An 18,289-nucleotide genomic window follows, 5' to 3' on the forward strand; every position below is an offset into this window, starting at 1 on the left:
AAAAAAGACAGGCAAAGAAAAAGCCCCCAGGCATTGCTACCTGAGGGCTTTTCGAAATGTGGCGCAGCGGACGGGACTCGAACCCGCGACCCCCGGCGTGACAGGCCGGTATTCTAACCGACTGAACTACCGCTGCGTCGGACCTCGAGGTGGTGGGTGATGACGGGATCGAACCGCCGACCCTCTGCTTGTAAGGCAGATGCTCTCCCGGCTGAGCTAATCACCCTTCGTCTCGAAGTGGGGCGCATTCTACGGAGGACCTTGGCACCTGGCAAGCCCCCGGATGAAAAAAATTTTCAGATGTTCCAAAGGCTTAGATGAAGAGTGCGAATGACGAAACGGGGTTGGCCTGAACCGCGCCGAACGGAATAATGCATCCTTTGTGTCCAGGAGTTTGCCCCTCATGTGGTTCCGCAACCTGCTCGTATACCGCCTCACCCAGGATCTGCAGATCGACGCCGATGCCCTGGAGAAGGCCCTGGCCAGCAAGCCGGCGCGCTCCTGCGCCAGCCAGGAACTGACTACCTACGGTTTCTCCGCGCCTTTCGGCAAGGGCCCGGACGCGCCGCTGGTGCACGCCAGCGAAGGCTTCTTCCTGGTCAGCGCGCGCAAGGAAGAGCGCATCCTCCCAGGCAGCGTCGTGCGTGACGCGCTCAAGGAGAAGGTCGACGAGATCGAAGCCGCGCAGATGCGCAAGGTCTACAAGAAGGAACGCGACCAGCTCAAGGACGAGATCGTCCAGACCTTGCTGCCGCGCGCCTTCATCCGCCGTTCGGTGACCTTCGCCGCCATCGCCCCGAGCCTCGGCCTGATCCTGGTCGACACCTCCAGCGCGAAGAAGGCTGAAGACCTGCTCTCCACCCTGCGCGAAGCCCTGGGCTCGCTGCCAGTTCGGCCGCTGACCGTGAAGACCGCACCGACTGCCACCCTGACCGACTGGGTGAAGACCCAGGAAGCCGCCGGCGACTTCTTCGTCCTCGACGAGTGCGAGCTGCGTGATACCCACGAAGACGGCGGCGTGGTGCGCTGCAAGCGCCAGGACCTGACCAGCGAGGAAATCCAGCTGCACCTGACCTCCGGCAAGCTGGTCACCCAACTGTCCCTGGCCTGGTCGGACAAGCTGTCCTTCGTCCTCGACGACAAGGTCGCGATCAAGCGCCTGCGTTTCGAAGACATGCTGCAGGAGAAAGCGGAGCAGGATGGCGGCGAAGACGCCCTCGGCCAGCTCGACGCCAGCTTCACCCTGATGATGCTGACCTTCGCCGAATTCATCCCGGCGCTGATCGAAGCGCTCGGTGGCGAGGCAATGCCCGAAGGCATCTGATGCCGCACCAGGCGCCGCCCCCAGGCGGCGCCTGACACAATAAGAAGGAAAGTCCCATGCGTGCCCTTGCCTCCCTCAGCCGCTTCTTCGGCAACACCTTTCCTGTCTGGGTCCTGCTCTTCGCCGTACTGGCCTTCTTCCAGCCTGCCTGGTTCAAGGGGCTGACCGTCGCCATCGTGCCGCTGCTGGGGCTGGTGATGTTCGGCATGGGGCTGACGCTCAAGGCCGAAGACTTCCGCGAGGTCGGCCGTCATCCCGGCCGGGTGATCATCGGCGTACTCGCGCAATTCATCATCATGCCGGGCACCGCCTGGGCGCTGTGCAAACTGCTGGCGCTGCCCGACGAAATCGCCGTGGGCGTCATCCTGGTCGGCTGCTGTCCAGGCGGTACGGCCTCCAACGTCATGACCTGGCTGTCGCGCGGCGACGTGGCACTCTCGGTGGCCATCACCTCGGTCACTACCCTGCTGGCCCCGCTCGTCACACCGGCCCTGGTCTGGCTGCTGGCGTCAGCCTGGCTGCCGGTCTCGTTCGGCGCCATGTTCCTGTCGATCGTCCAGGTGGTTCTGCTGCCCATCGCCCTGGGGTTCATTTCCCAGCGCCTGCTCGGAGAGCGGACTCGCGTCGCCGTGGACGTGTTGCCGCTGGTGTCGGTGGTGAGCATCGTGGTGATCATTGCCGCGGTAGTGGCCGCCAGCCAGGCGAAGATCGCCGAGTCCGGCCTGCTGATCCTCGCCGTGGTCATGCTGCATAACGGGCTCGGGCTGTTGCTGGGCTACCTGACCGGTCGCCTGACCGGCATGCCGCTGGCCCAGCGCAAGGCACTGGCCATCGAAGTCGGCATGCAGAACTCCGGGCTGGGTGCAGCCCTGGCCAACGCGCATTTTTCGCCCCTTGCCGCCGTTCCCAGCGCGCTCTTCAGCGTCTGGCACAACCTCTCCGGGTCGATCCTGGCCGCGGTGTTCCGTCGCATGACCGACGAACCATCCGTCCAGAAGACCGCCCCGCAATAGGGCAATACCTCGGCGCCGGGTTGCCCGGCGCCCCACTTTTGTGCAAAATAATGCACATTGTGAGGACGACCTCACCACCTTCCGGTGCTCCAGCGGGGACGGCCCTTCGCATCCACCCACCGTCTGGAGAGCTCCATGTCCTGGATCATCCTGTTCGTCGCCGGCCTGTTCGAAGTCGCCTGGGCCGTCGGACTGAAATACACCGAAGGCTTCACCCGTCCGATACCGACCGCCCTGACCGTGCTGGCGATCATCACCAGCATGGGCCTGCTTGGCCTGGCCATGAGAAATCTGCCGCTGGGCACCGCCTACGCCATCTGGACCGGCGTCGGCGCAGTGGGCACCGTCATCGTCGGTATCGTGCTGTTCGGCGAGTCCATGGCGCCGGTACGCCTGCTCAGCGTTGCGCTGATCCTGTGCGGACTGGTCGGCCTGAAATTGAGCCACTGACGCTGTATCGGTTCTCGATACCGGCGGGCTGTCGCTTTCCCGAAAATTTGTCGGTATGCTGCGGGCCACTGTGTTTGCTAGGGTCACTGTGGCTCGTGACCTGGTGGGGCCATTCCCCACCACCCGGCTTCGACTGCACCTTGCAACTCAGGACGAGCGCGGACCTTTTCCGCAAAACAATCTTCAATAGTTCAAGGTGTAATTCCATGTCGAATCGTCAGACCGGCACCGTCAAGTGGTTCAATGACGCTAAAGGCTTCGGCTTCATCACCCCGGAAAGCGGCAACGATGTATTCGTTCACTTCCGCTCCATCCAGGGCAATGGCTTCAAGTCGCTGCAGGAAGGCCAGAAGGTCTCCTTCATCGTCGTAGAAGGCCAGAAGGGCCTGCAGGCTGACGAAGTTCAGGTTATCTGATCCTCGTCCTGCCCCACGAAAAAGCCCCGGCAATGCCGGGGCTTTTTCTTTTCCGTCGCGCAGCCTCAGCGAGCCGCGCCACGCAGTTCAGCCACCTGCTGCTGCAGCACCAGGCGCTTGGCCTCTTGCGGTGCCACCGGCTGGCCAGCCACCAGGCAGACCCGCGACCACAAGCGGCGCAGGAAGCCCTTCTGCGGATCGCGGCTGAAGAAGCTGCCCCACAGCCCCTGCAACGCCATCGGGATTACTGGCACCGGGGTCTCCTCGATGATGCGCTCCACGCCGCCGCGGAACTCGTTCATCTCGCCATCCAGGGTCAGCATGCCTTCGGGGAAGATGCACACCAACTCTCCTTCGCGCAGGTACTCGGCGACCTTGGCAAAGGCCTTTTCGTAGGTCTGCGCGTCTTCGTTGCGCCCGGCGATGGGCACGGCGCCCGCGGTGCGGAAGATGAAGTTGAGCACCGGGATGCGGAAGATCTTGTAGTACATGACGAAGCGCACCGGGCGACGCACGGAGCCGGCGATCAGCAGCGCATCGACGAAGGACACGTGGTTGCACACCAGGACGGCCGGGCCTTCATCGGGGATGGCTTCGAGGTTGCGATGGTCGACCCGGTACATCGAGTGGGTCAGCAGCCACACCAGGAAGCGCATGGTGAACTCGGGCACGATCTTGAAGATGTAGACGTTCACCGCGACGTTCATCAGCGAGAGCACGAGGAACAGCTCGGGGATCGACAGCTTCGCCACCGACAGCAGCAGGATCGAGACGATCGCCGCGACCACCATGAACAGCGCGTTGAGGATGTTGTTGGCGGCGATCACCCGCGCGCGCTTGTCCTCCTCGGTGCGTGCCTGGATCAGCGCGTACAGCGGCACGATGTAGAAACCACCGAAGATGCCGATGCCGAGGATGTCCGCCAGCACAGCCCAGGACTGCGAATGCTCCAGCACCGCCAGCCAGTTGTAAGGCTGCTCCCCCTGCGGGAAGCCGCCCGAATGCCACCACAGCAGGATGCCGAACAGGCTCAGGCCGATGGAGCCGAAGGGCACCAGGCCGATCTCCACCTTCATCCCCGAGAGCTTTTCGCAAAGCATCGAACCCAGTGCGATGCCCACCGAGAACACCGTGAGGATCAGCGTCACCACGCTTTCGTCGCCGTGCAGCAGCTCCTTGGCGTAGGTCGGGATCTGCGTCAGGTAGACCGCGCCGAGGAACCAGAACCAGGAGTTGCCCACCAGCGAGCGTGACACCGCCGGGCGCTGGCGCAGGCCGAGCAGGAGGATGCTCCAGGACTGGCGGAAGATGTTCCAGTCGACCTTCAGGTCCGGCAGCGCGGCGGCGGCGCGGGGAATGTTGCGACTGGCAAGGAAGCCGCAAACGGCTACCAGCACGACGGCGGTGCCGACGCCGGCGGCGTAGTCCTGCCGCGACATCAGCACGCCCGCGCCGATGGTGCCGCAGAGGATGGCGAGGAAAGTGCCCATCTCCACCAGCGCGTTGCCGCCGACCAGTTCGTCCTCGCGCAGGTGCTGCGGCAGGATCGAATATTTCACCGGACCGAACAGCGCGGAGTGCGTCCCCATGGCGAACAGCGCGAGGAACAGCAGCGGCAGGCTGCCGAACACGAAACCGGCGGCGCCCACCAGCATGATCACGATCTCGGCCAGCTTCAGCGCGCGCATCAGCGCGTCCTTGTTGAACTTCTCGCCGAACTGTCCACCCAGGGCGGAGAACAGGAAGAACGGCAGGATGAACAGCAGCGCGCAGAGGTTGACCAGCAGGTTGCGGTCACCGCCGACGGTGAGGTGGTAGAGGATCGCCAGGATCAGCGACTGCTTGAAGATGTTGTCGTTGAACGCACCCAGCAACTGGGTGATGAAGAAGGGCAGGAATCGCTTGGTGCCCAGCAGGGCGAATTGCGAATGTTGAGACATCGTCCTTGTATACCTGCGTAGCGGCCTTGAGCCGGAATGACAGCACGGATATGACGGCAACAGCGTGAAGAAAAGCCACATTTTCCGCACAAATCCATTCGAACAGCGCAATCCGTGCAAGAAAAAGCCCGTCGCGAAGGACGGGCTTTTCACTGGGCCGGGACGACGTCAGAAGCCGACGCTGCCCTGCACGTAGAAGGTGCGCGGCTCACCGAGGTAGATGCCGGCGTTGTTGTCGCTGGAGCGGGTGTAGTTCATCTGGTCGAAGATATTCTTCACCCCGGCGGCGACTTTCAGGTTCGACGCCTGCGGGCCGAAGTCGTAGCCCACGCGGGCATTCCACAGCACGTAGCCGGGGATGTCGCCGTACTGGCCATCGGCGGTCGGCTCGGTGATGTAGTTGCCGGTGAAGCTGCCGTTGGAATTGGTGGTCGGGCCGGGCGCGCGCTGCTTCGACTGGGCGAAGCCGTCGAAGTTATAGGTCCAGCGGTCATGCTCGTAGCGCAGGCCGATGGTCGCCACCTGGCGCGAGTAGAGTGGCAGGTCGCGGCCCTTGAACGACGGGATCTCGCCTTCGTAGGTAGCGCGGGTGTAGGTGAAGGTGCCGTAGGCGGTCAGGCCGGCGAGCACCGGGTCCAGCGCCGCCATGTCGTAGTGCGCCGAGGTCTCGATGCCCTGGTGCTTGGTGGCGCCCAGGTTGGTCCAGCCCACGTCGTTGCTGATGTACTGCAGCTCGTCGTCGAAGTCGATGTAGAACAGCGTGACTTCCCCGCCCCAGGTGCCGTTGTCGTAGCGGGTGCCGACTTCGTAGGTCTTCGCCTTCTCCGGCTGCAGGCCACTGGCGGTGTCGTTGCCGCTGCCGCCCTGGCCGAGCTGGAAGTACTGCAGGCTGCCGAAGGAGGTCTCGTAGTTGGCGAACAGCTTCCACTCGTTGGACAGGTGATACATCACCGCCAGTGCCGGCAGCGGCTCGTTATAGTCCTTGCTGCGGTTCTTCTCCTGGACCGGCTTGCCCTTGTTGTCGATAACCGGGCGCTCGTGCCAGTCGGTGGAGATGCGCTCGAAGCGGATGCCCGGGGTGACGGTCCAGTTGCCCACGTCGATCTTGTCGTCGAGGTAGATGGAATTCGCTTCGGTGCCGCCGGTGCGATCCTGATAGACATGACCATCGGCCCCGGGAATCGGCGTCGGGATGTTGTTCACGAGTCCGACCTGGCTGGCGCGCTCGTGCATCGCTTCCTTCAGGTAGCGGTAGCCGATGCTGGCTTCCTGGGTGGTCGGGCCGACCATGAAGATCTTCGACACGCGCGGCTCGATACCAAAGGTGTGGTAGTCACGCGGGTAGGACGCCAGGGTCTTGAGATCGCGGTTGGCGATGGTGCTGCCACGGAAGCTGTCGCTGTAGTAGGTCAGCACTTCGACCTGGGTGAGGTCGTCGATCTGCCGCTTGTACTTGAGCGAGACGTCCTTGCGCCGGCCAGTGAAGTTGTCGTAGTCGCGCACCGACTGGTACGGGTCCTTGTCGAACTGCGCCTGGGTCAGGCCGCCGGGCATGTCGGCGCTGCCGTCGTAGTAATGGAAGTTGGCGGAGAACTCGTCGACGTCGGTGGGCGCCCAGTGGGTCTTGAACATCACGTCATCGATGTCGGTGGCGTCGTTGCCGTCGCGGTAGCCCGCGCCTTTCACGCCCGAGTACAGCAGCGCAGCGCCCATGCCGTTGTCGGCGGTACCGCCGAGGAAGGCGTTGTAGAGCTTCTTCCACCCACCGTGGGAAGCGGTCTCCACGGTGCTGCCGACATCGCCGGAGAATTCCTTGGGAATCGCGCGGGTGACGAAGTTGATCACCCCGCCGACGTTCTGCGGGCCATAGCGCACGGAGCCGGCGCCACGCACGACGTCGACGCTGTCGAGGTTGCCGACCGACAGCGGGAACATCGACAGCTGCGGCTGGCCATAGGGCGCCACGGCGGCCGGGACGCCGTCGATGAGCACGGTGGAGCGCGGCGACAGGCGCGAGGTCAGGCCGCGCACACCGACGTTGAGGGAAACATCGCTGCCGCCGGTGCCGTTGTTGTCCTGCACCTGCACGCCGGGAATGCCCCGCAGCACGTCGCGCACGTTCTGCGCGCCCTCTTCGATCATCTGTTCGCGCCGCACCACGGTGCGCGCGCCGGGGTGGTTCTGCACCACCTGTTGGTCGGCCTCGCCGAGCCAGTCACCGACGACGGTGACAGTCTCCAGCTCCTTGGTCTCTTCCTCGGCCTGTGCCGGCAGCAGCGGCGCGGCCAGGGCTACGGCGATCGCCAGGCGCGACCATGAACGAACGTGCGACATGCTTCCCCCTCCCCGGGTACTTCGTGAAGGGGCGGGAAATTAGAACTGATTGTAAATTTTGTAAATGCAAATGTATCGCAAATGAAAAAATATTCCGGTTGACTTGGATTCTCTTTTCGGTATCTCGAACGGCTGTTCATCAGGCACGGCGATAGGCCAGCAGCCCTTGTGTGATGGGGTTTCCCGGAGACGTGGGAAAAAAATCAGGGCGAACGGAACGAGCGTGCGCAGGCCTGGCGATACTCGCCGGGACCGACGCCATAGGCCTGCTTGAACTGCCGGCTGAGGTGGCTCTGGTCGGCGAAGCCCAGTTGCATGGCCACGTTCACCGGCATGCAGCCCTGCTTGAGCAGCGCCCTCGCCTGCTCCAGGCGACGCTGCTTGAGCCAGGCGTGGGGCGGCAGGCCGGTGGCCTTGCGGAACACCCGGGCGAAGTGGAAAGGCGACAGCCCGACGGCGGCGGCCAGTTCCTCCAGCGACGGCGGCTCCATCAAGCGCGAACCCAGCAGTTCACGGGCGCGCGCCACGGCCACGGGCTCATTGCCCGCCGGCGGTGCTTCGGGAATCCGCGCATGGCGCTGGAACAGCAGCAGGATCGCCTCGCGCCAGCAGGTCTGGCGCTGCAGCACCGTGGCATCGGAATCCACCAGGCGGTGGGCGTCGAACAGCGCCTGCACCAACTCCGGATCGAACACTACGCTGGCGTCGAAGGACGGCGTACCGCCTGCGCCGAGTTCCAGCTCCTCCAGCACGCCGGAAACCTGCGCCAGCTCCGGGTAGAAGCCGCGATAGCGCCAACCGTCCTCGTCGGCCTTGGAACCGGTATGAACCTCGTCAGGGTTGATCAGCACCACGCTGCCGGCCGGGGCGAAGTGCTCGGCGCCGCGATGGTGGAAGCGCTGCGCGCCCTGCTCGATCATAACGAAGGCGAAACCTTCATGGACATGCGGCGAGAACACCTGCTCGATGTAGCGCGCGTGCAGCAACTCCACGCCGCCCAGCTCCTGGGCGCGCCAGAAGCGGGTGCGTTCGCCGCTCGCGTGATGTTCTGTCATGGTCCTGCCTCGATGTCGCACCGCCGCTCTGCAGAGCGCGCGGGTCGATCACCTTACACCGCCCCTTCAGCCGTTGAAACCGGCTTCCAGTGCGGCCTTCACCTGCGGCCATTCCTGGTCTGTGATGCTGTAGAGGATGGTGTCGTCGAGACGCCCGCCGGCCAGGCGCCGATGGTTGCGCAGCACGCCTTCGCGCACCGCGCCAAGCTTCTGAATGGCCCGCTGGGAGCGTTCGTTGCTGGCAGCAGTCTTGAACTGCACGCGGACCATCTTCCAGCTGTCGAAGGCGTGGCGCAGCATCAGGTACTTCATGGTGGCGTTGAGGCCGCTGCCATGCTGGCTCTGGTCCAGCCAGGTGGCGCCGATCTCGCAGGCCGGCAGCGCCGGGAGGAAATCCATGAAGCGCGTGGTGCCGACGATCTGGTTGCCCAGGCGCACCACCAGCGGGAGGGCGCGGCCCTCCCGCTGCTCTGCCAGGCCCTGGCGGTACCAGTCCGGGCGCCCCGGCGCACTCATGAACTGCAGGACGTCGCGATTCTGCTCCGCCAGCGTCACCAGGTCCGGCACGTCGGCCTCCACCATGGGCTCCAGGCGCAGGGCCCCGCGCTGCAAGGTGATGGGTAACGGTCTGAACATGGCGCCCTCCTCGAAACACGACGCGGAATCATCGCTCACATCAGAGCGTAGCGGCCCGCTGAAGTGCCGCGCGCCGGCAGGCGCTCGACAGACGGACCGCGAAAAGGCCGGCAAGCTACCAGCCCGGCGTTCCACTCTCAAGTGTGAGGCGTGACACAGCGCCACTGAGACATTGGTAGCAGGCGTCTGACAGTTCCGGACTTTGGTGCGAAACTGCTGCGAGTGCTCCTGCGGGGGAGCCCGTTCACTTCCGGAGTCAGCATGTCGTTGTCCAGTGGGTTGATCGCAACGGTCGCCCTGCTCTACATGGCGGTCCTGTTCGCCATCGCGTTCTATGGCGACCGCCGTCGCGCCCCTCTTTCGCCGCGTGTCCGCGCCTGGGTCTACAGCCTGTCCCTGGCGGTCTACTGCACCAGCTGGACCTTCTTCGGCGCCGTCGGCCAGGCCGCCGACCAGTTGTGGTCGTTCCTGCCGATCTATGTCGGCCCCGTGCTGCTGATGCTCTTCGCACCCTGGGTGCTGCAGAAGATGATCATGATCAGCAAGCAGGAGAACATCACCTCCATCGCCGACTTCATCGCCGCACGCTACGGCAAGTCCCAGGCGCTGGCGGTCGTGGTGGCGCTGATCTGCGTGGTCTGCGTGCTGCCCTACATCGCCCTGCAGCTCAAGGGCATCGTCCTCGGCGTCAACCTGCTGATCGGCGCCGGCCCCGACTCCACCGGCATCCGCGCCCAGGACACGGCGCTGATCGTGTCACTGGTCCTCGCCCTGTTCACCATCGTCTTCGGCACCCGCAACCTGGACGTCACCGAGCACCACCGGGGCATGGTGCTGGCGATTGCCTTCGAGTCGCTGGTCAAGCTCACCGCCTTTCTCGCCGTCGGCATCTTCGTCACCTACGGCCTCTATGACGGATTCGGCGACCTGGTCGACAAGGCCCGCGTCGCCCCGCAGCTCAACGAGTACTGGAAGGAGACCGTGCACTGGCCGGCCATGCTGCTGCAGACCGGCGTGGCGATGACCGCCATCATGTGCCTGCCGCGCCAGTTTCACGTGCTGGTAGTGGAGAACATCGAGCCGCGCGACCTCAACCTCGCGCGCTGGGTATTCCCGATCTACCTGGTGCTGGCCGCGCTGTTCGTGGTGCCCATCGCCCTCGCCGGGCAGATGCACCTGCCCGCCGGCGTGATGCCGGACTCCTTCGTGATCAGCCTGCCCCTGGCCGAGGCACACCCGGCGCTGGCGCTGCTGGCCTTCATCGGCGGCGCTTCGGCGGCCACAGGCATGGTGATCGTCGCCAGCGTGGCGCTGTCCACCATGGTCTCCAACGACATGCTGCTGCCCTGGCTGCTGCGCCGCAAGGGCGAGGCCGAGCAGCCCTTCGAGGTGTTCCGCCACTGGCTGCTGACCGTGCGCCGGGTGAGCATCGCGCTGATCCTCCTGCTGGCCTATGTCAGCTACCGCCTGCTGGGCTCCACCGCGAGCCTCGCCACCATCGGCCAGATCGCCTTTGCCGCCATCGCCCAGTTGGGCCCGGCGATGATCGGCGCGCTGTACTGGAAGCAGGCCAACCGCCGGGGCGTGTTCGCCGGCCTGGCTGCAGGCTCGCTGCTGTGGGCCTACACGTTGGTCCTGCCGGTGGTCGCCAAGGGCCTGGGCTGGCCGCTGCACGCCTTCCCCGGCCTGGCTTGGCTCGCCGGCCGGCCGTTCGGCCTGTCCATCGAGCCGCTGACGCTCGGCGTGCTGCTCTCGTTGATCGGCAACTTCGCACTGTTCGGGCTGGTCTCGGTGTTCTCCCGTACCCGCGTGTCCGAGCACTGGCAGGCCAGCCGCTTCATCGGCCAGGAAATCTCCCAGAAGCTCAGCTCGCGCTCGATGCTCGCGGTACAGTTGGAAGACCTGCTGATGCTCGCCGCCCGCTTCGTCGGCGAGGAGCGCGCGCGACAGAGCTTCATCCGATTCGCCTACCGCCAGGGCAAGGGCTTCACCCCCAGCCAGAATGCCAACGACGAGTGGATCGCCCACACCGAACGCCTGCTCGCCGGCGTGCTCGGCGCTTCTTCCGCGCGCGCCGTGGTGAAGGCCGCCATCGAAGGCCGCGAGATGCAGGTGGAGGATGTGGTGAAGATCGCCGACGAAGCCTCCGAGGTACTGCAGTTCAACCGCGCCCTGCTGCAGGGCGCCATCGAGAACATCACCCAGGGGATCAGCGTGGTCGACCAGTCGTTGCGCCTGGTGGCCTGGAACCATCGCTACATCGAGCTGTTCGAATACCCCGACGGCCTCATCTATGTCGGCCGGCCCATCGCCGACATCATCCGCTACAACGCCGAACGCGGCCTCTGTGGGCCGGGCGACCCGGACCTTCACGTGGCCAAGCGCCTGTACTGGATGCGCCAGGGTACGCCGCACACTTCCGAGCGGCTGTTCCCCAACGGCCGGGTGATCGAGCTGATCGGCAACCCGATGCCCGGCGGCGGCTTCGTCATGAGCTTCACCGACATCACCAACTACCGCGACGCCGAGCAGGGCCTGAAGGACGCCAACGAAAGCCTGGAGCAGCGCGTGCAGGAACGCACCTTCGAACTGTCGCAGCTCAACCAGGCGCTCACCGAGGCCAAGGGCACGGCCGAGGCGGCGAACCAGTCCAAGTCGCGCTTCCTCGCCGCAGTCAGCCACGACCTGATGCAGCCGCTGAACGCCGCGCGACTGTTCTCCGCCGCCCTCGCCCACCAGGAAAAACTGCCCGAGGAGGCCACCGAACTGGTACGCCACCTGGACTCATCCCTGCGCTCGGCGGAAGACCTGATCACCGACCTGCTGGACATCTCGCGTCTCGAGGGAGGCCGCGTCAGCGCCGACGTCGCGGCCTTCCCGCTGAGCAACCTGTACGACACCCTGGGCGTTGAATTCCGCGTGCTGGCCCAGGAGCACGGCATCGATTTCCATGTGCGCGGCAGCAAGTTGCGCGTGGAAAGCGATATCAAGCTGCTGCGCCGCGTGCTGCAGAACTTCCTCACCAACGCCTTCCGCTACGCCAAGGGCCACGTGCTGCTCGGTGTACGCCGCGAGGCCGGGCACCTGCGCCTGGAAGTCTGGGACCACGGCCCGGGCATCCCACCGGACAAGCTGCAGGTGATCTTCGAGGAATTCAAACGCCTGGACAGCCACCAGACCCGCGCCGAGAAAGGCCTGGGCCTGGGCCTGGCCATTGCCGACCGGCTCTGCAAGGTGCTCGGCCACCGCCTGGAGGTGCGCTCCTGGCCGGGCAAGGGCAGCGTGTTCAGCGTCAGCGTGCCGCTGGCTCGCCAGCCGGCACCGGCGGCAATCAACGGGCACAAGGTGGAAACCCCGGAGCAGCTCAACGGCGCGCAGGTGCTGTGCGTCGATAACGAGGATAGTATCCTCACCGGCATGAACAGCCTGCTCACTCGCTGGGGCTGCCGCGTGCTTACCGCGCGCAGCCGCGAGGAATGCCAAGCACTGCTGGAAGAGGACGCGCGCCCGCAACTGGCGCTGATCGACTATCACCTGGACGACGGCGAACTGGGCACCGACCTCATGGCCTGGCTGCGTACCCGTCTGGGCGAACCGGTGCCAGGTGTGGTGATCAGCGCGGATGCCCGCCCCGAACTGGTGGCGCAGATCCATGCAGCGGGACTGGACTTCCTGCCCAAGCCGGTGAAGCCGGCGGCGCTGCGGGCGTTGTTGAGTCGGCATCTGAGTTTGCGTTGATGGTCCTCAGTGCTGGCTTAGTACCCTCTCCCCCGCCCTCTCTCTGAAGGGAGAGGGAGTTATCTGTGCCGTTCTTGGTTATGTGCCATCCAGCGGGCGCCGATCTTTCATCGCGCTGCAGACCAGTCCCCTCTCCCTTCGGGAGAGGGTACTCCCGGCCGCTCCGTACTCGACTCAAACCACCCTCCCCCGCCACTGCAACAACACCACCCCGGCAATGATCAGCCCGATCGCCACGAACCCTTCCGGCGACAGCCGCCGCACACTGAAACCCGCCCAGCCGAACTGGTCGCACAACGCCGACATCAGCATCTGCCCCGCCACCACGCAGGCCAGAAAGGTCGCCGCACCCAGCTGCGGCGCCAGCATTACCGCGACAGTCAGGTAAGCCGCGCCGAACAGCCCGCCCAGCCAGCCCCACCAGGGCGTGGTGGCTATTCCCGCGGCGGCCGGGAGCGGTACGCGGAACGCCAGCAGCGCAACGATCACCGCCGCCAGGCTGACACCCAGCGAGGTCAGGCTGGCACTCAGCGGATGACCCAATTGGCGCCCCAGCAACGAGTTGCTGCCCGCCTGCAAGGCAACCAGCGCGCCCACACCGATGGCAGGCAGCAGCAGAAGCAGTTTCGACATCGAGTGGTCTCCATGGCTTGTCGATAAGGTTCAGCTTCTGCTATCCATCCAGCGCATGGAAATGAATGAACGGTACAACCTGAATGCACTCGATTCATGACCTGCGCCGGATCGACCTCAACCTGCTGGTGATCCTCGATGCGCTGCTGGAAGAACGCCACGTCTCCCGCGCCGCCGAGCGCCTGGCGATGACTCAGCCGGCGGTGAGCCATGCGCTCAACCGCCTGCGCGACCTGCTCGACGACCCGCTGCTGGTGCGCACCGGCAACCAGATGCAGCTGACCCGCCGCGCCTTCGAACTGGCCGGGCCGCTGCGGGAAATCCTCGGCGGCGTGCGCCGGCTGGTGCTGGGCGATGACTTCGATCCGGCCAGCGCCGAGCTGGAACTAAGGTTGGGCATGTCCGACTACGGCACCTGGGTGGTGCTGCCCGCGCTGCTGCCGCTCCTGCGCCGCGAAGCACCCGGTATTCACCTCGACGTATGCCAGGCCTCGCGGGTGGGCATGGCCGAGCAGGTGGCGAGCGGCGAACTGGATGGCGCACTCGGGGTCTTCCCGATGCTGCCCGAAGGACTGCGAGTGCAGCAGTTGTTCGAGGAACGCTTCGTCTGCCTGTGTTCGACGGAGACCCTGGGCAACAGAACGCGCCTGGACCTGGACGCCTACCTTGCCGCCCCGCACTTGCGCGTCGCGCTGCAGCAGAGCCCCGCGGAAGAAATCGACAGCCACCTGGAAAAGCTCGGCCGCCGCCGCAGGGTGGCCGCCACCGTGCCACACTTCAGCGTGGCGCCGAGCCTGTTGGCGGGCACTGACATGGTCCTGACGATTGCCGCGCGGATGCTTCCCGATGATCTCGACAGCCACGGCCTGGCCAGCTTCGCACCACCGCTGAAACTCGCGCCTTTCGACTTCGTGCAGATCTGGTCGGAGGCCAGCGAGGACGACCCGGCGCGGCGCTGGCTGCGCGGCAAACTGGCCGAGGTGGCCGGCAGGACCTGAGCCGTTACTCCGGCGTTTCCAATCGGCGGAGGATTTCCCCGACACGCTCGCCAAGCATCTCGTTGGCCGAGCGCTTCAAGCCGCGCGCCAGCTCCACCAGCACCACCTGTTCGGCCACCGGCCGCAGGCGCTGGAAGACCTCGGCCAGGCGCTCCAGATCGGCCGCACCGGGCAGCAGGTCGGCGCCGGGCTTGTCCACCAGGTGGGTCACCACCAGGCGCACGATGCCGGCGGCCAGGTGTTCGGTGTCGGTGCGCAGCACCGCCAGATGATCCAGCAGCGCCGCCAGCGGAATGCCCGCGCGATAGAGCTCGACACCGGCATTGAACAGGCGCGGGCTGGGAATGCTGATGCGCTCGCCGTCGAAGGCCAGCAGGCCCTGCGCCAGCGCCTGGTCGATCACCGCATCATTCAACTCGTCTCCGAACAGCGCCTGCAGGTCGCCGAACTCGATGCTGCCGGGGGACTCCAGGTTCCACGGGCCGACTATGGCTTCGTCGAGGCCGAGTACGTGGTCCAGGTCGTGGCCGCGCTCCCAGCTTTCCAGCAGCTCCTTGATGTTGGCGATGTTGTAGCCGCGTTCCAGCAGGCGGTTGATCAGCCGCAGGCGGCGCAGGTGGCCGGCGAAGTACACCCCCGCGCGGCCCCGGCGCTCGGGCGGCGGCAGCAGGCCGCGGTCCTGGTACGCGCGCAGGTTGCGCACCGTGGTGCCGCCCTCGCGGGCCAGCTCATCCACGGAATACTCACGCTCCTCTTCCAGTTCGGAAGGCGCTTCGTCCGGGCGCTGCAGCAGGCGCTGCAGGAGGTTCAGGGGTGTGCTCATGGCCGGATGATAGCCAGCGACATGCCCCCGGAACAATCGGAAGGATTAATCCTTCGGTGATCCTTTTCTCATCTCCCCAGCCCAACCAAAGACGGGAACTGCACACAGCCGATTTCCCCCGCTCACTCGGAACCCGCGCCGCCAGTGGCTCGCCGCGGCGGTAACACTCCAGGCCCGCCGCGCACGCATGGCGCAACGGTGAGCGATGGGTCAGCATCGATCATGACATCGACCGATGTAACGATAACAACAACCAGCCTGGAGAAAGTCATGTCCCAAGGCGCCTGGGTGCCCACCCCCGAAGACCTGCGGCACTTCCGCGAGATTCAGCAACTGGCCTACCGCTGCTGCGAAACCATTGCCGGCGAACTGCGCCCGGGCATCAGCGAGCGCGAGACCGCCGCCCTGATGAAAGCCTGGCTGCTCGATCACGGCGTGCGCGACTGGTTCCACCAGCCCTTCGCCTGGTTCGGCCCGCGCACCTCGTTCAAGGGGTTCGACGGCCTGCGCCACCTGGGCGGCTTCAACCTGGCCTTCTACCCCGGCAAGCAGCGCCTGGAGGAAGGCATGCCCTTCATCCTCGACTGCGCGCCGACCCTGGGCGCCTACACCGCCGACGTCGGCTACTCCGGCGCACTGGGCCACAACCTGCTGGTGGAGCGCCTGATGGACGACCTGCTGGCGCACCGCAACCTGATCGTCCAGCAGGTCCGCCAGCGCCTGCCGCTGGCCGAAGTCAGCCAGTCGGTGGACCGCCTCTGCCAACGCCAGGGCACCCTGCCCCGGCACAAGGCCTACCCCTTCGAAGTGCTGGCCCACCGCGTGGAAAAGCTCGACGCGCGCAACAGCGGCCCCTCGGTGGCGCGTTTCGGCGTGCGCAACATCGCCACCCTGATGAAGAACGCCCTGGTCACAGGCCGCCGCGAAGGCTGGTCGCCGCTGTGGTCGAGCAACGACCGCTCGCAGCACGCCCCCACGCCGGGCCTCTGGGCAGTGGAACCGCACCTGGGCCTGCGCGGCGTGGGTGCCAAGTTCGAGGAGCTGCTGGTCGTCACCGACGACGATGCCTACTGGCTGGACGACGACCTGCCCCACGTGCGCCGCTGGACCCAGCGCGGCCTGATCAGCGCCCCGGCGCGGCGGGAGGTGGCATGAACGCCATGCTGGAGAAAGCCCTGCCGGCGCCGGAACGGCTGGACGTACAGTCCGGCAACGTGCGGCTGGCGGTCTGGCGCTGGGGGGAACCGCACCTGCCGATGGTGCTGTTCGTCCACGGCTACCCGGACAACCACGAAACCTGGCTGCCCTTGATCCGCCACCTATCCGGCCGCTACCAACTGGTGGCCTATGACGTGCGCGGCGCCGGCGAGTCGGACAAACCGCGCAAGACCCGCGACTACCGCCTGGAACTGCTCAGCCAGGACCTCAAGGCGGTGCTCGATGCCGTCAGCCCGCAGCGCGCGGTGCACCTGGTGGCCCACGACTGGGGCTCGATCCAGACCTGGGAGAGCGTCACCGATCCGCAGCTGCGCGCACGCATCGCTTCCTATACCAGTGTCTCCGGCCCCTGCCTGGACCATGTCGGCTTCTGGATGCGCGATCGCCTGCGCCGCAAGACGCCGCGCGCGCTGCTGCAGATGGCCAGCCAACTGCTGCACTCCTGGTACATCTACTACTTCCACCTGCCGCTGCTGCCGTCGCTGTCCTGGCGGTTCGGCGCGGCGAAGGCCTGGCCGCAGTACCTGCGCAAGGTCGAAGGCATCCGCAACCCGGTGCGCAACCCACACCAGGCCGCCGATGGCGAGCACGGGGTGAAGCTCTACCGGGCCAACTTCATCACCTCGATCTTCAAGCCGCGGAAGCGGCACACCGAGGTGCCGGTTCAACTCATCGTGCCGACCCGCGACCGCTACGTCGGCCAACAATTGTTCCAGCAACTCTCGCTGTGGGCGCCGCGCCTGTGGCGCCGGGACGTCACCGCCGGGCACTGGCAGCTGCTTGCCGAGCCCGCTCAACTGGGGAACTGGATCGACGAGTTCGTCAGCCACATCGAGGGCGGCGAAGCCACGCCGGAACTGCAGCGCGCCGCACTGAAACCGGGCTCCGGGCCCTTCGCCGGCAAGCTGGTGGTGGTGACCGGTGCGGGCGGCGGTATCGGACGCTCGACCCTGCTCAGCTTCGCCGAACGCGGCGCCAGCGTGCTGGCCGCGGACATTGACCCGGCCGCCGCCGAGCGCAGCGCCGAACTGGCCCGCGCGATGGGCGCCAGCGCCCACAGCTATTGCGTGGACGTGGGTGACAGTGCCGCCATGGAGCGTTTCGCCCAGTGGGTGAAGAGCAGCCTCGGTGTGCCCGACGTAGTGGTGAGCAACGCCGGCATCGGCATGGCCGGGCCGATGCTCAAGACCACCCCGCAGGAATGGGAGCGCCTGCTGCGCATCAACCTGTGGAGCGTGATCGACGGCTGCCGGCTGTTCGGCCAGCAGATGGTCGGGGCCGGCAAGCCGGGGCATCTGGTCAACGTCGCCTCCGGCGTGGCCTTCGCGCCCTCGCGCAACTACCCGGCCTACGCCACCAGCAAGGCGGCAGTGTTGATGCTCAGCGAATGCCTGCGCGCCGAGCTGGCGGGCCACGGCATCGGCGTCAGCGCGGCGTGCCCGGGCTTCGTCGACACCGGCATCGTCCAGGCCACGCGCTTCGCCGGCATGAATGACGAACAACAGGCGAAACACCGCGCCAGGGTGCAGCGCTTCTACCGTCGGCGCCGGCTCAGCCCGGACATCGTCGGCGAGCGCATCACCCGCGCGGTGGAACGCAACCAGGCGGTGGTGAAGGTCGGCAGCGAAGTGCATCTGGGCGCCCTGCAATGGCGCTTCATGCCCTGGCTGTCGCGCCTGTTCGCCCGCCTTAACCTGACTGCCTGAGAACT

Annotated in this window: 14 protein-coding genes and 2 tRNA genes; 8 read left to right on the top strand and 8 right to left on the bottom strand. The window is 65.9% G+C overall.

The features are described from left to right. Positions 1-59 precede the first annotated feature (59 nt). A tRNA-Asp gene (locus MJ122_RS02765) sits at positions 60-136 on the bottom strand. A 14-nt stretch (positions 137-150) separates the two neighbouring features. Then, positions 151-226, bottom strand: a tRNA-Val gene (locus MJ122_RS02770). A 177-nt stretch (positions 227-403) separates the two neighbouring features. On the opposite strand from MJ122_RS02770, the gene rdgC reads away from it, so the two are divergent. The 4 genes from rdgC (at position 404) to MJ122_RS02790 (ending at position 3,203) form a co-directional block, all read left to right on the top strand. Further along, complete coding sequence (gene rdgC / locus MJ122_RS02775; RefSeq protein ID WP_017522054.1) at positions 404-1,324, top strand: recombination-associated protein RdgC; 921 nt, start codon at positions 404-406, stop codon at positions 1,322-1,324. Between the two features lie 56 nt (positions 1,325-1,380). Beyond that, on the top strand, positions 1,381-2,337 hold the full coding sequence (locus MJ122_RS02780) for a bile acid:sodium symporter family protein (protein ID WP_239742161.1): 957 nt from the start codon (positions 1,381-1,383) through the stop codon (positions 2,335-2,337). 135 nt (positions 2,338-2,472) lie between these two features. Continuing rightward, on the top strand, positions 2,473-2,787 hold the full coding sequence (gene sugE / locus MJ122_RS02785; protein WP_017522056.1) for a quaternary ammonium compound efflux SMR transporter SugE: 315 nt from the start codon (positions 2,473-2,475) through the stop codon (positions 2,785-2,787). A gap of 206 nt (positions 2,788-2,993) precedes the next feature. Beyond that, a complete protein-coding gene (locus MJ122_RS02790) occupies positions 2,994-3,203 on the top strand; it encodes a cold-shock protein (RefSeq protein WP_015478234.1) in 210 nt (69 codons plus the stop codon). 65 nt (positions 3,204-3,268) lie between these two features. On the opposite strand, the gene MJ122_RS02795 is transcribed toward MJ122_RS02790, so the two are convergent. From MJ122_RS02795 to MJ122_RS02810, 4 genes are all read right to left on the bottom strand, one after another. Continuing rightward, positions 3,269-5,143 (bottom strand): MFS transporter, encoded by a 1,875-nt coding sequence (locus tag MJ122_RS02795; RefSeq protein ID WP_239742163.1) that lies wholly within the window; start codon positions 5,141-5,143, stop codon positions 3,269-3,271. A 168-nt stretch (positions 5,144-5,311) separates the two neighbouring features. Then, positions 5,312-7,477 (bottom strand): TonB-dependent receptor family protein, encoded by a 2,166-nt coding sequence (locus MJ122_RS02800; protein WP_239742165.1) that lies wholly within the window; start codon positions 7,475-7,477, stop codon positions 5,312-5,314. Positions 7,478-7,680: 203 nt separating this feature from the next. Beyond that, the gene (locus MJ122_RS02805) at positions 7,681-8,532 is read right to left on the bottom strand and encodes an AraC family transcriptional regulator (RefSeq protein ID WP_088416523.1); all 852 of its coding nucleotides are present in this window, start codon (positions 8,530-8,532) and stop codon (positions 7,681-7,683) included. A 66-nt stretch (positions 8,533-8,598) separates the two neighbouring features. Continuing rightward, positions 8,599-9,168 (bottom strand): GNAT family protein, encoded by a 570-nt coding sequence (locus tag MJ122_RS02810; RefSeq protein WP_088416522.1) that lies wholly within the window; start codon positions 9,166-9,168, stop codon positions 8,599-8,601. A 261-nt stretch (positions 9,169-9,429) separates the two neighbouring features. On the opposite strand from MJ122_RS02810, the gene MJ122_RS02815 reads away from it, so the two are divergent. Continuing rightward, entirely contained in the window at positions 9,430-12,906 is a 3,477-nt protein-coding gene (locus MJ122_RS02815) for a PAS domain-containing hybrid sensor histidine kinase/response regulator (protein ID WP_088416521.1), read from the top strand. A 174-nt stretch (positions 12,907-13,080) separates the two neighbouring features. On the opposite strand, the gene MJ122_RS02820 is transcribed toward MJ122_RS02815, so the two are convergent. Further along, positions 13,081-13,539, bottom strand: coding sequence for a DMT family transporter (locus MJ122_RS02820; RefSeq protein ID WP_017522062.1), 459 nt, complete (start codon positions 13,537-13,539; stop codon positions 13,081-13,083). Between the two features lie 83 nt (positions 13,540-13,622). Here MJ122_RS02820 and MJ122_RS02825 point away from each other — a divergent pair, with 83 nt between their 5' ends. Beyond that, the gene (locus MJ122_RS02825) at positions 13,623-14,537 is read left to right on the top strand and encodes a LysR family transcriptional regulator (protein ID WP_239742167.1); all 915 of its coding nucleotides are present in this window, start codon (positions 13,623-13,625) and stop codon (positions 14,535-14,537) included. A gap of 4 nt (positions 14,538-14,541) precedes the next feature. Here the strand turns inward: MJ122_RS02825 and MJ122_RS02830 are convergent, their stop codons facing one another. Next, positions 14,542-15,360, bottom strand: a complete 819-nt coding sequence (locus tag MJ122_RS02830) for a MerR family transcriptional regulator (RefSeq protein ID WP_275590546.1) — start codon at positions 15,358-15,360, stop codon at positions 14,542-14,544. 270 nt (positions 15,361-15,630) lie between these two features. On the opposite strand from MJ122_RS02830, the gene MJ122_RS02835 reads away from it, so the two are divergent. Further along, a complete protein-coding gene (locus tag MJ122_RS02835; RefSeq protein WP_239742169.1) occupies positions 15,631-16,515 on the top strand; it encodes a M24 family metallopeptidase in 885 nt (294 codons plus the stop codon). Then, positions 16,512-18,284, top strand: a complete 1,773-nt coding sequence (locus MJ122_RS02840; protein ID WP_239742171.1) for an SDR family oxidoreductase — start codon at positions 16,512-16,514, stop codon at positions 18,282-18,284. Before MJ122_RS02835 ends, MJ122_RS02840 begins: the two co-directional genes overlap by 4 nt. The last annotated feature ends 5 nt before the right edge of the window (positions 18,285-18,289 follow it).

This window comes from Pseudomonas sp. DP-17, assembly GCF_022380625.1.
Lineage (GTDB): Bacteria > Pseudomonadota > Gammaproteobacteria > Pseudomonadales > Pseudomonadaceae > Pseudomonas > Pseudomonas nitroreducens_A.

Coding starts and splice junctions, on each gene's coding strand:
- rdgC (WP_017522054.1), top strand. CDS start 404: ATGTGGTTCCGCAACCTGCTCGTATACCGCCTCACCCAGGATCTGCAG.
- MJ122_RS02835 (WP_239742169.1), top strand. CDS start 15,631: ATGTCCCAAGGCGCCTGGGTGCCCACCCCCGAAGACCTGCGGCACTTC.
- sugE (WP_017522056.1), top strand. CDS start 2,473: ATGTCCTGGATCATCCTGTTCGTCGCCGGCCTGTTCGAAGTCGCCTGG.
- MJ122_RS02790 (WP_015478234.1), top strand. CDS start 2,994: ATGTCGAATCGTCAGACCGGCACCGTCAAGTGGTTCAATGACGCTAAA.
- MJ122_RS02820 (WP_017522062.1), bottom strand. CDS start 13,539: ATGTCGAAACTGCTTCTGCTGCTGCCTGCCATCGGTGTGGGCGCGCTG.
- MJ122_RS02825 (WP_239742167.1), top strand. CDS start 13,623: ATGCACTCGATTCATGACCTGCGCCGGATCGACCTCAACCTGCTGGTG.
- MJ122_RS02815 (WP_088416521.1), top strand. CDS start 9,430: ATGTCGTTGTCCAGTGGGTTGATCGCAACGGTCGCCCTGCTCTACATG.
- MJ122_RS02810 (WP_088416522.1), bottom strand. CDS start 9,168: ATGTTCAGACCGTTACCCATCACCTTGCAGCGCGGGGCCCTGCGCCTG.
- MJ122_RS02795 (WP_239742163.1), bottom strand. CDS start 5,143: ATGTCTCAACATTCGCAATTCGCCCTGCTGGGCACCAAGCGATTCCTG.
- MJ122_RS02780 (WP_239742161.1), top strand. CDS start 1,381: ATGCGTGCCCTTGCCTCCCTCAGCCGCTTCTTCGGCAACACCTTTCCT.
- MJ122_RS02805 (WP_088416523.1), bottom strand. CDS start 8,532: ATGACAGAACATCACGCGAGCGGCGAACGCACCCGCTTCTGGCGCGCC.
- MJ122_RS02840 (WP_239742171.1), top strand. CDS start 16,512: ATGAACGCCATGCTGGAGAAAGCCCTGCCGGCGCCGGAACGGCTGGAC.
- MJ122_RS02830 (WP_275590546.1), bottom strand. CDS start 15,360: ATGAGCACACCCCTGAACCTCCTGCAGCGCCTGCTGCAGCGCCCGGAC.
- MJ122_RS02800 (WP_239742165.1), bottom strand. CDS start 7,477: ATGTCGCACGTTCGTTCATGGTCGCGCCTGGCGATCGCCGTAGCCCTG.